Here is a 14,695-nt window from a genome sequence, read left to right as displayed (position 1 = left end):
GCGCATTCTTGGGCATGCGCCCTGGTTTCAGGGGGCGGTTTTTCCCGGGGGCGGGCACAGGGCACTGATGCGCTCGGCGCTCCAGCCCAGCTCGGCCAGGATGGCGGCGCTGTGCTCGCCCACGGCGGGCACGGCCTCCATGCGGTAGTCGAAGGCGCTGTTGGCACCGGGGGGCAGCAGGGCCTGCACGGGTCCGGCCGGCGTGTCCACGCTGCACCAGCGCTGGCGTGCGGCCAGCTGGGGATGGGCCCACAGGCCGGCCATGTCGTTGACGCGCGCATTGGCAATGCCGGCCGCATCCAGCCGCTGCACCACCTGGGCGGCATCCAGCGCGTTGAACACGCCCAGGATCAGCGCGCGCAGCTCCTCGCGGTTGGCGTTGCGGCGCGCGTTGCTGTCGAAGCGCGCATCCGTGGCCAGCGCGGGCTGCAGCAGCACCTGTTCGCAAAAGAGCTTCCACTCGCGTTCGTTTTGCAGGCCCAGCATCACCGTCCCGCCGTCACCGGCCTCGAACGGCCCGTAGGGATAGATGCTGGCGTGCGAGGCGCCGGTGCGCGGCGGCGGCGGCGCGCCGTCGAAGGCGTAGTACATGGGGTAACCCATCCACTCGCCCAGCGCCTCCAGCATGGACACGTCGATGTGGCTGCCCTCGCCCGTGCGCCCGCGCAGCAGCAGGGCCGACAGGATGTTGGTGTACGCATACATGCCGGCCGCGATGTCGGCCACCGAGATGCCGGCCTTGGACGGCACCTCGGGCGTGCCCGTGACCGAGAGAAAGCCCGCCTCGCTCTGGATCAGCAGGTCGTAGGCCTTCTTGTCGCGGTAGGGGCCGTCAGCGCCGTAGCCGCTGATGTCGCAGACGATGAGGCGCGGAAAGCGCTCGCGCAGCGCCGCATAGGACAGGCCCATGCGCGCGGCCGCCCCGGGCGCCAGGTTCTGCACCAGCACGTCGGCACCCTCCAGCAGCTGCAGCAGCGCCTGCATGGCCTCGTCCTGCTTGAGGTCCAGCGCCAGGCTCTGCTTGCTGCGGTTGATCCAGGTGAAGTGCGAGGACTGGCCCTGCACGCGCTGGTCATAGCCGCGCGCAAAGTCGCCGCTGCCGGGCCGCTCGACCTTGATCACGCGCGCGCCCAGGTCGGCCAGCTGGCGCGTGCAAAACGGTGCGGCCACCGCATGTTCCAGCGAGACGACGGTGGTGCCGTCCAGGGGCCTCAGGCGTTGCTGTGTCATGCGCGAGCCTTCAGAAAGAACGCGGGAGACCGAGGATGTGCTCGGCCACGTAGGAATAGATCAGGTTCGTGGAGATCGGCGCCACCTGGTACAGGCGCGTCTCGCGGAACTTGCGCTCCACGTCGTATTCGCAGGCAAAGCCGAAGCCGCCGTGGAACTGGATGCAGGCATTGGCCGCCTCCCAGCTGGCCTTGGCCGCCAGGTACTTGGCCATGTTGGCCTGGGCGCCCATGGCCTGGTTGGCGTCGAACATCTCGCAGGCCTTCCAGCGCATGAGGTTGGCGGCCTCGACCTCGATGAAGGCATCGGCAATGGGGAACTGCACGCCCTGGTTCTGGCCGATGGGGCGGCCGAACACGTTGCGGTCGCGCACGTAGTTGGTCACGCGGTCCAGGAACCAGTAGCCGTCGCCAATGCATTCGGCCGCAATCAGCGTGCGCTCGGCATTGAGGCCGTCCAGGATGTACTTGAAGCCCTTGCCTTCCTCGCCGATCAGGTTCTCCTCGGGGATTTCCAGGTTCTCGAAGAACAGCTCGTTGGTCTCGTGGTTGACCATGTTGGGGATGGGGCGCACGGTCAGGCCGCTCTTTTGCGCCTCGGCCAGGTCCACCATGAAGATGGACATGCCCTCGCTCTTTTTCTTCACCTCGGCCAGCGGCGTGGTGCGCGCCAGCAGGATCATCCAGTCGCTGTGCTGCACGCGGCTGATCCAGACCTTCTGGCCGTTGACCACGTAGCGGCCATCCTTCTTGACGGCGCTGGTCTTGATCTTGGTGGTGTCCGTGCCCGTGGTGGGCTCGGTCACGCCCATGGACTGCAGGCGCCATTCGCCCGAGGCGATGCGCGGCAGGTATTTCTCCTTTTGCGCCTGCGAGCCGTGGCGCAGCAGCGTGCCCATGTTGTACATCTGGCCGTGGCAGGCGCCCGAGTTGCCGCCGCAGCGGTTGATCTCTTCCATGATCACGCTGGCCTCGGTCAGACCCAGGCCCGAGCCGCCGTACTCCTGCGGGATCAGCGCGGCCAGCCAGCCGGCCTTGGTCAGCGCGTCCACGAAGGTCTCGGGATAGGCGCGCTGCTCGTCGATCTTGCGGAAATACTCGTCGGGGAACTCGGCGCACAGCGCACGGATGGCGTCGCGGATTTCGGGGAAATTGTTGGAAAGCGTGTGTTCGATCATGGTGGTCTCAAGGCTTTATGGTCAGCGCCTTCACAGCGCGGAATGTGTTGAATACCAATTCAGTTATCGCAGCGGGAGCCAAAGCCGGCGCCGCCCAAAGCAAGGGACACCGAGGAAGGGCCGCCCCGCACCGAGGGTGTCGTCCCCCTCCCCCGCGAAGCGGGTAGAGAGGGGGAAGGCGCGAAGCGACTCAGGGGGAGACACTTGCCGTGCCGGTCATGGTCAGCCAGCCCTCGTGGTCTTGCGCCCAGAGTTCGACGGTCTTGCCGTCCGCAGAAGGCTTGCCGTGCACGCTGAAGGCATGCAGGTCGAAGGTGGGGCGCACGGCCTTGAACTCGAAGGACAGCACGCGCGCCTGGGGCAGCTCGCGGCGCAGCAGGTCCAGCAGCAGCGTGGCGATCAGCGGGCCGTGCACGATCAGGCCCGGATAGCCTTCGACACCCGTTACATAGCGGCGGTCGTAGTGGATGCGGTGGCCGTTGAAGGTCAGGGCCGAGTAGCGGAACAGCAGCACGTCGTCGGGAACGATGGTGCGCGACCAGGTTTGCTGGCCGTCCAGCGGCGGCTTCTGGGGCGTGGGCGCGGGATCGCCGGGCTGGGCAGCGGCGCGGTAGACGATGTCGTGCTCCTCGGTCAGCGCCAGGCCCTGGTCGTTGCTGTAGGCATGCTCGACCAGCACGAACAGCAGCTCGCCCGAGCGGCCGCTCTTGTGGCTGACCGAGCCGATGGTGGAGCGGCGCTGCACCTTCTGGCCCACCTTCAGCGCGTTGCCTGCCTCCCAGCGCAGTCGCCCGCCGGCCCACATGCGGCGCGGCAGCGGCACGGGCGGCAGAAAGCCGCCACGGCGCGGGTGGCCGTCGGGGCCGAGCTCGCTTTGGCGTGCATGGGGCAGGAAGTACATCCAGTGCCACAGCGGCGGCAGCGCCGTGCCGTCGGCGGGCTCGGGGTCTTCCCGGTCCAGCGTGGCCGACAGCGCGGCCACGGGCGCGGCCGTGATGCTGTCTGCCAGGGTTTCGCTGCGGCCCTGCCAGGACTGAAGGTGCGCCAGCGCGGCGGCGTCGAGGGTGTCGGTAGCTTGCTTGTCTGTCATGGCCGCCATGGTCGGTGCAAGCGCGGCGGCCCGCAATCCGCGTTTTCTTAAGCAAGCCTTTGGCCGCGCTGAAGGCTGGGCCGGCGCGGCCTGTCCGCCGCTGCTTTCATTCCCGCGAAGTCCGCCCTTGTGATTGGCGAATGGCGCGGTGCGGCGTTTGCCGGCATCCTTGGTCCCGACTTCTTTCCAACGAACACTGAACGGGGACGACAGGCCATGGCGCAGAAAATGATGCAGGACAAGGTAGTGGTGGTGACGGGTGCCGGCGGCGGCATCGGGCGCGACATGGCGCTGGCCATGGCGGCCGAGGGCGCCAAGGTGGTGGTCAACGACATCGGCACCTCCACCACGGGCGAGGGCACGGACGCCGGCCCGGCGCAGAAGGTGGTCGATGAGATCAAGGCCGCAGGCGGCCAGGCCGTGGCCAACACCGACAGCGTGGCCGAGGCCGCCAGCGCGGCCCGCATCGTGCAGTGCGCCGTGGACAGCTTCGGCCGCATCGACGGCGTGGTCAACAACGCCGGCATCCTGCGCGACCGGTTCTTCCACAAGATGAGCCTGGACGAGTGGGACGCCGTCATCAAGGTCCACCTGTACGGCAGCTACTACATGAGCCGCGCGGCCGCCAACCATTTCAAGGAGCAGGAAAGCGGCGCCTTCGTGCACATGACCTCGACCTCGGGCCTGATCGGCAACCTGGGCCAGGCCAACTACAGCGCCGCCAAGCTGGGGCTGACGGCCCTGTCCAAGTCCATCGCGCTGGACATGCAGAAGTTCAACGTGCGCTCCAACTGCATCGCGCCGTTCGCCTGGAGCCGCATGATCGGCTCCATCCCCACCGACACGCCCGAGCAGCAGGCGCGCGTGGCCAAGATCCAGCAGATGACGCCCAACAAGATCGCCCCGCTGGCTGTCTACCTGCTGTCCGACGCGGCCAGCGACGTGAACGCCCAGGTCTTCGCCGTGCGCAACAACGAGATCTTCGTCATGAGCCAGCCGCGCCCGCTGCGCTCGGTGCACCGCAGCGAGGGCTGGTCGCCCCAGTTCATTGCCGAGCACGGCATGCCTGCGCTCAAGGCATCGTTCGTCCCCCTGGACCGCTCGGCAGATGTCTTCAGCTGGGACCCTGTTTGAACGACACCCCCTGAGGCGCTACGCGCCTTCCCCCTCTCTACTCGCTTCGCGAGGGAGGGGGACGACACCCTCGGTGCGGGGCGGCCCTTCCTCGGTGTCCCTGAGTCGGGCCGCGCCAGTTGCGAGGGTTGAAGCGCGCCAGCGCAATCAAACACTGAGAGGAACCGTGATGGCCATCAGCTATCAGCATCTGAAACAGCGCCCCTTCGAGCCCGTGCGCCAGCACTATGGCGAGCGCGACACCATGCTCTATGCCTTGAGCCTGGGCTTGGGCAGCGATCCGCTGTCGGATGCGGCCCTGCCCTTTTTCTACGAAGGGGCGCCCGGCGGGCTGCGCGCCCTGCCCTCGCAGGCCGTGGTGCTGGGCTACCCGGGCTTCTGGGCGCGCGAGGCCGATACGGGCATCGATTGGGTGAAGCTGCTGCATGGCGAGCAGCGCATGCGGCTGCACCGCCCGCTGCCGGCCAGCGCCGACGTGGTGGGCCACAACCGAATCACGCACCTGACGGACAAGGGTGAGGGCAAGGGCGCCATCATGGTCACCGAGCGGCGCCTGGAGACCGCCGGCGGCGAGCTGCTGGCCACCGTGCAGCAGGTCAGCTTTCTGCGCGGCGATGGCGGCTACAGCCTGCTGGACGGCGGCCAGCCAAGCGACGCGCCCCTGGCGCCGCTGCGCCCCACGCCGGAGGACCGCGCGCCCGACTTCACCGACACCCAGGCCATACGCCCCGAGGCCGCGCTGCTGTACCGCCTGATGGGCGACTACAACCCGCTGCATGCCGACCCGGCCGTGGCGCGCAAGGCCGGCTTCGAGCGGCCCATCCTGCATGGCCTGGCCAGCTACGGCCTGGTGGCCCATGCCGTGCTGCGCCAATGCGGCGACCGCAATCCCGCGCGCCTGAAGGCGCTGGATGTGCGCTTCACCGCTCCCGTCTATCCCGGCGAAACCCTGGTCACCGAGATCTGGCGCACGCCCGACCAGCCCTGCCAGCTTCAACTGCGCGCCCGCGTGCTGGAACGCGACAAGATCGTGCTCAGCCACGGCTACGCCGAACTCGCCTGATGCACGGCGGCTTCGCAAGAGGCCGCTCCTTCCCCCTGCCCTGGAGTTCCCATGAACACCTCCCCCGTATTGACCTCCGTCCAGGACGGCATAGGCACGATCACGCTGAACCGGCCCGAGGCCCGCAACGCGCTCAACCAGGCCATGCGCCCGGCCCTGGCCGCCGCCGTGGCGCAGATGCGCGATGACGCGCAGGTGCACACCGTCATCCTCACGGGCGCGGGCGGCGCCTTCTGCTCGGGCGGCGATATCAGCCAGATGATGGATGCCAGCCAGGCCGGCCTGCCCTGGCGCCAGCGCATGCGCAGCCTGCACCAGTGGTTCCCCGAGCTGGTCAACCTCGAAAAGCCCGTGATCGCCGCCGTGGACGGCCCGGCCTTCGGCGCAGGCCTGAGCCTGGCGCTGGCCGCCGACTTCGTGCTGTGCACGCGGCGCGCGAAGTTCTGCGCCGTGTTCGGCCGCATCGGCCTGGTGCCCGACCTGGGCGCCATGCACATGCTGCCGCGCATCGTGGGCCTGCAAAAGGCCAAGGAGCTGGTCTTCACCGCGCGCACCGTGCAGGCCGAGGAAGCCAGGTCGCTGGGCATGGTCTACGAGATCGTGGAAGACGGCGAGGCCCTGCAGGCCGCCGCCGTGGCGCTGGCGCGGCGCTTCGGCGAGGCATCCACGGCCGCCATCGGCATGGCCAAGACGGCCATGAACCAGGCCTTCGAGCTGGACGCACGCGCCATGGCCGAGCTGGAAGCCTATGCCCAGACGATGTGCCGCGGCTCGGACTACCACCAGGAGGCGGTGCAGCGCTTCAAGGACAAGCAGCCCACGCGCTTCGACTGGGACCGCGCGCCATGAGCGTGCTGTCGCCGGACGCCCTGCAAGAAAGGCTGCAGGCCCTGATCCGCCCCGGCGACACCCTGTGGTGGGGCCAGGCCACGGCCGAGCCGCTGACGCTCACGCGCGCCGTGGTCGCGCACCGCCATGCACTGGCCCGGCACGGTGGCCGGGGCCGGCTGCGCGTCTTCGTGGGCATGGGCGCATCGGACACGCTGCAACCTGCGCATGCCGACGCCATCGACTTCTTCGGCTACGCGGCCGGCGGCCCCCACCGCGCGCTGGCCCAGGCCGGAGTGCTGGACATCCTGCCCAGCCACTACTCCCACCTGCCCGGCCTGATCGACGAGGGCCTGCTGCCTGCCGACGTGGTGCTGCTCCAGGTCTCGCCACCCGATGCACAAGGCCGCTACAGCCTGGGCCTGGTCCATGAATACCTGCCGGCCGCCATACGCAAGGCGCGCGTGCTGATCGGCGAGGTCAACCCCGCCATTCCGTGGACGCACGGCAGCCTGCACCTGCAGGCCGGCGACTTCGCCCTGCTGGTCGATGCCGAACACCCTCCGCTGGACCAGGCGCGCAGCGCGCCCGGCCCTGCCGAGCAGGCCATTGCCGGCCATGTGGCCGCCCTCATCGAAGACGGTGCCACGCTGCAGGTGGGCGTGGGCAACCTGCCCGAGGCCGTGCTCGCCGCCCTGCACGGCCACCGCGACCTGGGCCTGCACAGCGGCGCCGTGGGCGACGGCATTGCAGCCCTGGCCGAAGCCGGCGTGCTGACCCACGCGCGCAAGAGCCAGGACCGCGGCGTGGGCATTGGCGGCATCCTCATGGGAGGCGAATCGCTCAGGCGCTGGGCCCACCGCAACCCCGCCCTGCAACTGCGCGAGACGCGCTACACGCACGACCCCGAGGTGCTGGCCGCCAGCCACAGGCTGGCCGCCATCAATTCGGCGGTGGAAGTGGACCTCACGGGCCAGATCAATTCCGAAGTGGCAGGCGGCGTCTATGTGGGCGCCGTGGGTGGCGCCGTGGACTTTCTGCGCGGCGCGGCACGCAGCCGCGGCGGCCTGCCCATCATCGCCCTGCCCGCCACGGCCAGGGGTGCCACGCGCATCGTTGCGCGGCTGTCCGGCCCCGTCAGCACGCCGCGCAGCGATGCCGGCCTCATCGTCACCGAACACGGCGTGGCCGACCTGCGCGGCCAGACGCTGTCGCGCCGCGTGAAACGGCTGATCGACATCGCGGCACCGGAGCACCGCGCCGACCTGGAACAACAGGCACATACCCTGCTGCGCCAATGCGGCGCAGCCTTTTCCTGATCCACTGATCCACTGATTCCCAAGGAGACAACACCATGCGCAGAGCCGCCATCGTCACCCCCCTTCGCACGCCCGTGGGCACCTTCGGCGGCAGCCTGCGGCCGGTATCGGTCGAGGAGCTGGCCGCCACCACGGTGCGCGCCGTGGTCGAGAAAAGCGGCATCGACCCCGCACGCATCGACGACGTGGTCTTCGCCCAGTCCTACGCCAGCAGCGAGACGCCCTGCGTGGGCCGCTGGGCCGCGCTGCAGGCCGGCCTGCCGGTGACGGTGCCGGGCATGCAGCTGGACCGGCGCTGCGGCGGCGGCCTGCAGGCCGTGGCCACGGCGGCCATGATGGTGCAAAGCGGCGCCGCCGACGTGGTGATCGCAGGCGGCGTGGAAAGCATGAGCAACATCGAGTACTACAGCACCGACATGCGCTGGGGTGCGCGCTCGGGCAATGTGCGCTTCTACGACCGACTGGACCGCGGCCGCGAGCGCTCCCAGCCCGTGGAGCGCTTCGGCAAGATCTCGGGAATGATCGAGACCGCCGAGAACCTGGCGCGCGACTACGGCATCAGCCGCGAGGCAGCCGACGCCTACGCCGTGCGCAGCCACCAGCGCGCTGCCGCGGCCTGGGAGGCGGGCCGCTTCGCCGACGAGATCGTCCCCGTCAAGGTGCCCCAGCGCAAGGGCGACCCCGTGCTGTTCACGCGCGACGAAGGCTTTCGCGCCGACGCCACCACCGACAGCATGGGCAAGCTGCGCGTGCTCATGCCCAATGGAACGGTCACGGCCGGCAACGCCAGCCAGCAGAACGACGCCAGCGCCGCCTGCCTGATCGTGGCCGAGGACAGGCTGGCCGAACTGGGCCTCACCCCCATGGCCACCCTGGTGGGCTGGGCCGCCGCAGGCTGCGAGCCCTCACACATGGGCATAGGCCCCGTGCCCGCCGTCAAGAAGCTGCTGGCGCGCCTGAACCTCACGCTGGACCAGATGGACCTGGTCGAACTCAACGAAGCCTTTGCCTGCCAGGTGCTGTCCGTGCTCAAGGGCTGGGAGTGGAACGACCAGGGCGCCATAGACCACAAGCTCAACGTCAACGGCTCCGGCATCTCCCTGGGCCACCCCATCGGCGCCACCGGCGTGCGCATCCTGGCCACCCTGCTGCACGAGCTGGAGCGCCGCAAGGGCCGCTATGGGCTGGAGACCATGTGCATCGGCGGCGGCCAGGGGATTGCGGCGGTGTTCGAGCGGGTGTGAGCTTCCCGCCTCAATCCGCCCGCGCTCCCGAAGCCTTCACGATCTCTTCCCACTTGCGGGCTTCGGCCTGGATGTAGCGCGCGAACTCGGCGGGCGTGGAGCCCACGGGCTCGGCGCCCAGGCGGCGGTATTGCGCGGCGATCTGGGGTTCGGCAAGCACGCGGCGGGACTCGGTCCACAGTTTCTGCACCACGTCCTGGGGCGTGTTCTTCGGCGCCCACAGTCCGTACCAGGTGCTGGTGCGAAAGCCCGGCATGCCGGCCTCTTCCATGGTGGGCACATCGGGCAGGGAGGGCGAGCGACTGGCCGAGGTGACGGCCAGCGCACGCAGCCGGCCCGAGGCGATGAAGGGCATGGCCGAGGGCATGGAGTCGAACATGAGCTGGATCTGCCCGCCCATCAGGTCGGTCAGGGCCGGCGAGCTGCCCTTGTAGGGCACATGCTGCATCTGCGCGCCGGTCTTCAGGCGGAACAGCTCGCCCGACAGGTGCTGTGACGACGCATTGCCGGCAGAGCCGAAGTTCACCTGCCCGGGATGGGCCTTGGCCCAGGCGATCAGCTCCTGCACATTGCGCACCGGAAGCTGGCTGCCCACGACCAGCACCAGGGGGACATCGACCAGCTGCGTGACCGGCTCGAAGTCGCGGAAGGCGTCATAGGGCGCGCTGGCATAGACGTAGGGGTTGATGACGTGGATGGAGGCGTTGACCAGCAGCGTGTAGCCGTCGGCCGGCGCCTTGGCCACCAGGGCCGCGCCGACCATGCCGCTGGCGCCAGCCTTGTTGTCCACGACCAGGGGCTGGCCCAGCGCCTCGCCCAGCCGCGTGGTGACCACGCGCCCGACCACGTCGGTAGGCCCGCCGGGTGGATAGGGCACGACGACGCGGATGGGCGCCTTGGGATAGCCCTGGGCCCCGGCGGATGGCTGCGCGCCCGCCGTTCTCCATGCGGCCAGCGCCGCCGCGGCGCCCAGCAGGGTGCGGCGGGAAAGCGCGGGGCCTGTGCGTTGCGTTGTCATACCTTGTCTCCTTGAATGGCGAGTGCGAGCTTGCCGGTCACGTTGCGGCCGTGCAGCGCATCCAGCGCAGCCGGCAGTTCATGCATGGCGAAGACCTGGCTGACCTGTGGATGGATGCATCCCCGGGCAGCCCAGTCGAGCAGCGTGGCAATGACGGGCTGCAGCTGCGCCGCGAAGGCCTGGCGCTCATCGGCCGGCGTCCAGCCGATGTAGCGGCCGTAGAAGAAGCCGTGCAGCGTGAGGTTCTTGACCAGGGCCAGGTTCATGGGCACGGCAGGGATGGTGCCGCTGGCAAAGCCCACGCTCAGCAGCTGCGCGTTCTGCGCGGCCGCGCGCAGTGCCTGCAGCAAGAGATCGCCCCCCACGGGGTCGAAGACGACGGAGGCGCCCCGGCCCTGCGTGGCCTGCTTGACCTGGGCGGCCAGGTCCTGCGGGGTGACTGCCTGGTGCGCGCCACGGCGCAGCGCATCGGCGCGCTTGGCCTCGGTGCTGGCGCAGGCGATGACCTGCACGCCGGGCGTCTGCCGGGCCACTTCCACCGCCGCGGCGCCCACGCCAGAGCCGGCGCCCAGCACCAGCACCACATCGCCTTCCTGCAGGCGCGCGCGCCAGTGCAGGGCCGTGTAGGCCGTGCCGTAGGACAGGGGAATGGGCAGGGCCTGCAGCCAGGGCATGCCCGCAGGCAGGCGGTAGACGGTGGACGCATGCACCACCGTTTCCTGCGCAAAGGCACCCCAGTCGGCAATGAAGGCCACGGCATCGCCGGGCTGCAGGTGCTGCACCGCGCTGCCGCATTCCAGCACGCGCCCCACGCCTTCGGTGCCGGGCACGAAGGGTAGCGGCGGGCGCCGCTGGTAGCGGCCCTCGATCAGCAGGCCCGTGGCGTGGCTGACGTTGGCGTAGGCCACGGCAATCCGCGCCTGGTGCGCGCCCAGGGGCTGGCCGGGCCGGTCCATGGACTGCAGGCTGACCACCTCGTGCGGCGCGCCGAATTGATGGCAGACCAGGGCCTGCATGGAGGTGTCCGGGGAGGTGTCCGGGGAGGTGTCCGGGGAGGTGTCCGGAGAGGTGGGTGTGAACGTGGATGTGGAAGCGCTCATGCCATGACCTCCTGCGCGCACTGGTGCACCACGCCGCTGGCCATCCATTGCTCCATCTCCTGCGGCGTGCAGCCGGCCTCGGCCAGGATCTGGCGCGTGTGCTCGCCCGTGCGCGGCGCGGCGCCAAGGGATGCACCGGAGGCTGCTGCGTCTGCCGGCCAGGGTGATGCCGCATACAGCAGCGGCCCGAACCCGGGCTGCGCCAGCGTGGCGAACGATGCGCGGTGCACGGCCTGGGGATGCGCCACCACATCGGCCAGCGTGCGCACGCCCGCATGCAGGGCGCCCTGCGCCGCCAGGCGCTGCTCCCAGTGGGCGCGCGGCTGCTGCGCCAGCAAGGCCTGCAGCCCGGCATGCAGGACATGGCGGTGGGCCATGCGGCCCGCATTGGAGGCAAAGCGCGCGTCCTGCAGCCAGTGCGGCAGGTCCAGCGCGCGGCACAGCCGCTCGAACTGGTCGTTGTTCAGGGCCAGCACGGTGATGAAGCCATCGGCCGTGGCGAACACGCCGTTGGGGGCGCTCACGCCTTCGGCTGGCAGGCCGCCGCGCAGCGTGTCTTCGGCCAGCACCGTGGATTGCAGGGCGCAGCAGACCTCGAACAGGTTCAGCTCCACATGGCGCCCGCGCCCGCTGCGCGCCTTGCCCAGCAGGGCCGCCGTGCAGGCCTGTGCCGCGTAGACACCGGCCGCGATGTCGGCCAGCAGCAGGCCCACGCGCTGGGGCTGGCCCTGCGCGTCGCGGTTGCTGGTCATCAAGCCCGTGTCCGCCTGCATGACGGAGTCGGTGGCGGGCCGGTCGGCATACGGCCCCGTGGGTCCGTAGCCGCTGATGGAGACGTACACCGGGTCCAGGCCGGCCGCGCGCAGGCTGTCGTAGTCCACGCCCATGCGCTGCACGACCTGGGGGCGGAAGTTCTGCACCACGATGTCGGCCTCACGCGCCAGCCGCAGCAGCAGCGCGCGCCCCTGGGCCTGGCGCGCATCGACGGCAATGCTGCGCTTGCCCGCGTTGTAGGTGGCCGACAGGCTGCTGTGCCCATCGCGCGAGATGCCCACGTGGCGCGCCCAGTCGCCTTCGGGCGGATCGACCTTGATCACCTCGGCGCCCTGGCGCGACAGCAGGTGGGTGCAGTAGGGGCCGGCCACGCCCTGGCTCAGATCGAGCACACGGTAGTGCGCCAGGGGCGCCGGCGGCGCGGTTTGTAAAGCTTCTTGGTTCACGGTCTGCGGCCTTTCGCCATGGTTTCCTCCATGCTAGGGAGGCAAGGCTGGCGCCACAATCCTCGCCAGCAGGCCAGGCCTGGTGACTCCCGATCAACAATGGCCGGCCCCGGCCCTGCAAAGAATGCCGAGATGGACCTGAACCTGTGCCGCGTCTTCATCGACATCGCCGAGGCCAAGAGCCTCACGCGGGCGGCCGAGCGCGGCGGCATGACGCGCTCCAACGTCTCGCGCCGGCTGCGTGCGCTGGAGACCGAGATGGGGACGCAGCTGCTGCGCCGCACCACGCGCAATGTGGAGCTCACCCAGGCCGGCCAGCTGCTGTACCGGCGCTGCCTGGCCATGATGGAGGAGCTGCAGCGCGCCCGCGATGCCATCCACCAGTTGCGCTCCACCGTGAGCGGCGAGGTGGGCGTGCGCGTGCCCACCGGCTTCGGGCATTTCTATCTCAAGCCGCTGATCCTGGGCTTTTGCCGCGAGCATCCCGACATCCGCCTGCGCCTGCTGATCAACGACCAGATGGCCGACCTCGTGGCCTCCAAGGTCGATCTGGCGGTGCAGATCACCTCCGCGCCGCTGGACGATCTGGTGGCCACGCGGCTGTGCGATGTGCGCTGGAACTTCGTGGCCACGCCCGCCTGCCTGCAGGCGCTGGAGCAGTCGCTGGGCCGGCCCCTGCGCGCACCTGCCGACCTGCTGCAGGCCCGCCTCATCCTGCCGCTGGCCATGGGCGGCAGGCTGGCCTGGCTTACAGGCAGCGGCGACGATGGCGTCGCCGCTGCCCTCGATGTGCTGCCCTCGCTGCAATCGGGCGACTACCGCCTGCTGTACGACGCCGTGCTGGACGGCCTGGGCCTGGCCCTGCTCCCGGACTACGTGACCTCGGCCGCGCTGGCCGGCGGCACGCTGGTGGCCGTGCTGGACCAGGTGGTGTTCTCCGGCCTGGGCAATGCCATGTACCTGGTGCGCATGCCCGACCGCCAGCCCACCATGGCGGCCCGCGCCTTCCAGCAGTTCCTGCGCGAGGCCATCGTCACCGCCGCGCCCAGCTGGCAGGCGGGCGCCGAGGAGGCGGGCGCGGACCTGTCTTCCTAGGACGTCCTAACAGCCGGCAAACCCCGGCTTAGGCAAAAGCAGATTCCCAAGAAGCGCCGGCGTGCGCACCATTGCCTGCATGTCCGGCGCAGACCGGGCGCGCCGCCGTGCAGGCCACGGCAGCGCTTCATTCATTTTTTGCAGGAGACATGCACATGCCCGCCCAACACCGCCGCAAGGCCCTGGCCACCCTCGCCCATGCCCCGCTTCTGGCGTCCCTGGTGACCGCCCTGGCCACCCTGACCGCCCTCCCCGCCGCCGCGCAGGACGCACAGCCCGTGCGCCTCATCGTGGGCTACTCGGCCGGCGGTCCCGTGGACCAGGGTGCCCGCCTGCTCAGCGTGGCGCTGACCAAGGAGCTGGGCGCCTCGGTGGTGGTGGAGAACAAGCCCGGCGCCAACGCCACCATGGCCGGCAGCGAAGTCGTGCGCGCCAGGCCCGACGGCCTCACGCTGTGGTTCGCGGCCAGCCCCACCATCACCATCAGCCCCAACGTGATGAGCAAGATGTCCTTCGACCCGGCCCGTGACCTCACGCCCGTGGCGCCCGTGCTCAGCTACTACAACGTGCTGGTGGTCAACAACAACGAGCCCTACAAGACCACGGCCGAGCTCGTGGCCTACGCCAAGGCCCATCCGCAAAAGCTCAACTACGGCTCGGCCGGCGTGGGCGGCTCCAACCACCTGGGCGCGCTGCTGTTCGCGCGGCGCAGCGGCATCGAGATGAACCACATCCCCTACAAGGGCAACGCACCGGCCATGACCGACGTGATCGGCGGCCAGCTGAGCATGATGCTGGACATCATCAGCACCGCCAGCACCTACATCCAGAGCGGCAAGGTGCGCGCCGTGGCCGTGACCTCGCCGCAGCGCAATGCCTCGCTGCCCGATGTGCCCACCTTTGCCGAGTCCGGCATCGAAGGCCTCAAGGGCTTCGACGTGGGCGGCTGGTATGGCGTCTATGGGCCCAAGGGCATGTCGCCTGAACTCGTGGCCCGCCTGAACAAGTCCATCAACGCCGCCCTGGCCCAGCCGGAGCTGCGCAAGCGCCTCAAGGAACTGGGCTACGAAGAGTGGACCGGCGCACCCCAGAAACTGGCCGAGCGCGGTACAAAAGAACGCGCGATGTGGGCCACCGTCACGCAAGGCATTGTGGTGGACTGAGGGATACGCGGAGC

The 14,695-nt window shown here is 69.7% G+C and carries 13 protein-coding genes; 7 read left to right on the top strand and 6 right to left on the bottom strand.

Annotated features, from left to right (window positions below; all coding sequences use genetic code 11):
• Positions 1-27 precede the first annotated feature (27 nt).
• From INR38_RS04385 to INR38_RS04375, 3 genes are all read right to left on the bottom strand, one after another.
• A complete protein-coding gene (locus INR38_RS04385) occupies positions 28-1,230 on the bottom strand; it encodes a CaiB/BaiF CoA-transferase family protein (RefSeq protein ID WP_013800090.1) in 1,203 nt (400 codons plus the stop codon).
• A 10-nt stretch (positions 1,231-1,240) separates the two neighbouring features.
• On the bottom strand, positions 1,241-2,407 hold the full coding sequence (locus INR38_RS04380) for an acyl-CoA dehydrogenase family protein (protein WP_012202137.1): 1,167 nt from the start codon (positions 2,405-2,407) through the stop codon (positions 1,241-1,243).
• Between the two features lie 190 nt (positions 2,408-2,597).
• The gene (locus INR38_RS04375; protein ID WP_207442912.1) at positions 2,598-3,506 is read right to left on the bottom strand and encodes a MaoC family dehydratase N-terminal domain-containing protein; all 909 of its coding nucleotides are present in this window, start codon (positions 3,504-3,506) and stop codon (positions 2,598-2,600) included.
• A gap of 207 nt (positions 3,507-3,713) precedes the next feature.
• On the opposite strand from INR38_RS04375, the gene INR38_RS04370 reads away from it, so the two are divergent.
• The 5 genes from INR38_RS04370 to INR38_RS04350 all read left to right on the top strand — a co-directional run bounded on the left by INR38_RS04370 (position 3,714) and on the right by INR38_RS04350 (position 9,085).
• Complete coding sequence (locus INR38_RS04370; RefSeq protein WP_207442913.1) at positions 3,714-4,631, top strand: SDR family NAD(P)-dependent oxidoreductase; 918 nt, start codon at positions 3,714-3,716, stop codon at positions 4,629-4,631.
• Positions 4,632-4,800: 169 nt separating this feature from the next.
• Positions 4,801-5,694, top strand: coding sequence for a MaoC family dehydratase (locus INR38_RS04365; RefSeq protein ID WP_097204682.1), 894 nt, complete (start codon positions 4,801-4,803; stop codon positions 5,692-5,694).
• Between the two features lie 51 nt (positions 5,695-5,745).
• A complete protein-coding gene (locus tag INR38_RS04360; protein ID WP_012202133.1) occupies positions 5,746-6,543 on the top strand; it encodes an enoyl-CoA hydratase/isomerase family protein in 798 nt (265 codons plus the stop codon).
• Positions 6,540-7,841 (top strand): acetyl-CoA hydrolase/transferase C-terminal domain-containing protein, encoded by a 1,302-nt coding sequence (locus tag INR38_RS04355; protein WP_207442914.1) that lies wholly within the window; start codon positions 6,540-6,542, stop codon positions 7,839-7,841. Before INR38_RS04360 ends, INR38_RS04355 begins: the two co-directional genes overlap by 4 nt.
• Positions 7,842-7,876: 35 nt before the next feature.
• Complete coding sequence (locus INR38_RS04350) at positions 7,877-9,085, top strand: acetyl-CoA C-acetyltransferase (RefSeq protein ID WP_013800084.1); 1,209 nt, start codon at positions 7,877-7,879, stop codon at positions 9,083-9,085.
• Between the two features lie 10 nt (positions 9,086-9,095).
• Here INR38_RS04350 and INR38_RS04345 read toward each other — a convergent pair whose 3' ends face one another.
• The 3 genes from INR38_RS04345 to INR38_RS04335 all read right to left on the bottom strand — a co-directional run bounded on the left by INR38_RS04345 (position 9,096) and on the right by INR38_RS04335 (position 12,423).
• Positions 9,096-10,103, bottom strand: coding sequence for a tripartite tricarboxylate transporter substrate binding protein (locus INR38_RS04345; RefSeq protein WP_034397674.1), 1,008 nt, complete (start codon positions 10,101-10,103; stop codon positions 9,096-9,098).
• A complete protein-coding gene (locus INR38_RS04340) occupies positions 10,100-11,119 on the bottom strand; it encodes an NADPH:quinone oxidoreductase family protein (protein ID WP_207442915.1) in 1,020 nt (339 codons plus the stop codon). The genes INR38_RS04345 and INR38_RS04340 overlap by 4 nt, the downstream gene beginning before the upstream one ends.
• Positions 11,120-11,199: 80 nt before the next feature.
• Positions 11,200-12,423 carry a CoA transferase gene (locus INR38_RS04335; protein WP_207442545.1) on the bottom strand — a complete coding sequence of 408 codons (1,224 nt, stop codon included), beginning with the start codon at positions 12,421-12,423 and terminating at the stop codon, positions 11,200-11,202.
• A gap of 132 nt (positions 12,424-12,555) precedes the next feature.
• Here INR38_RS04335 and INR38_RS04330 point away from each other — a divergent pair, with 132 nt between their 5' ends.
• Both INR38_RS04330 and INR38_RS04325 read left to right on the top strand, forming a co-directional pair.
• Positions 12,556-13,518: a LysR family transcriptional regulator gene (locus tag INR38_RS04330; RefSeq protein ID WP_232245274.1), complete on the top strand. Its 963-nt coding sequence runs from the start codon at positions 12,556-12,558 to the stop codon at positions 13,516-13,518.
• 155 nt (positions 13,519-13,673) lie between these two features.
• Positions 13,674-14,681, top strand: coding sequence for a tripartite tricarboxylate transporter substrate binding protein (locus INR38_RS04325; protein WP_207442544.1), 1,008 nt, complete (start codon positions 13,674-13,676; stop codon positions 14,679-14,681).
• The last annotated feature ends 14 nt before the right edge of the window (positions 14,682-14,695 follow it).

The sequence above is a fragment of the Delftia sp. SD018 genome (assembly GCF_017355445.1).
GTDB lineage: Bacteria > Pseudomonadota > Gammaproteobacteria > Burkholderiales > Burkholderiaceae_C > Comamonas > Comamonas acidovorans.
Note: the sequence above shows the minus strand (reverse complement) of the source record. Positions and strands in the feature narration are given on the sequence as shown.

Excerpts from the sequence above, each read along its gene's own strand:
- INR38_RS04370 (WP_207442913.1), top strand. The coding sequence starts at position 3,714 with ATGGCGCAGAAAATGATGCAGGACAAGGTAGTGGTGGTGACGGGTGCC.
- INR38_RS04325 (WP_207442544.1), top strand. The coding sequence starts at position 13,674 with ATGCCCGCCCAACACCGCCGCAAGGCCCTGGCCACCCTCGCCCATGCC.
- INR38_RS04345 (WP_034397674.1), bottom strand. The coding sequence starts at position 10,103 with ATGACAACGCAACGCACAGGCCCCGCGCTTTCCCGCCGCACCCTGCTG.
- INR38_RS04350 (WP_013800084.1), top strand. The coding sequence starts at position 7,877 with ATGCGCAGAGCCGCCATCGTCACCCCCCTTCGCACGCCCGTGGGCACC.
- INR38_RS04355 (WP_207442914.1), top strand. The coding sequence starts at position 6,540 with ATGAGCGTGCTGTCGCCGGACGCCCTGCAAGAAAGGCTGCAGGCCCTG.
- INR38_RS04340 (WP_207442915.1), bottom strand. The coding sequence starts at position 11,119 with ATGCAGGCCCTGGTCTGCCATCAATTCGGCGCGCCGCACGAGGTGGTC.
- INR38_RS04360 (WP_012202133.1), top strand. The coding sequence starts at position 5,746 with ATGAACACCTCCCCCGTATTGACCTCCGTCCAGGACGGCATAGGCACG.
- INR38_RS04385 (WP_013800090.1), bottom strand. The coding sequence starts at position 1,230 with ATGACACAGCAACGCCTGAGGCCCCTGGACGGCACCACCGTCGTCTCG.
- INR38_RS04375 (WP_207442912.1), bottom strand. The coding sequence starts at position 3,506 with ATGGCGGCCATGACAGACAAGCAAGCTACCGACACCCTCGACGCCGCC.
- INR38_RS04365 (WP_097204682.1), top strand. The coding sequence starts at position 4,801 with ATGGCCATCAGCTATCAGCATCTGAAACAGCGCCCCTTCGAGCCCGTG.
- INR38_RS04380 (WP_012202137.1), bottom strand. The coding sequence starts at position 2,407 with ATGATCGAACACACGCTTTCCAACAATTTCCCCGAAATCCGCGACGCC.
- INR38_RS04330 (WP_232245274.1), top strand. The coding sequence starts at position 12,556 with ATGGACCTGAACCTGTGCCGCGTCTTCATCGACATCGCCGAGGCCAAG.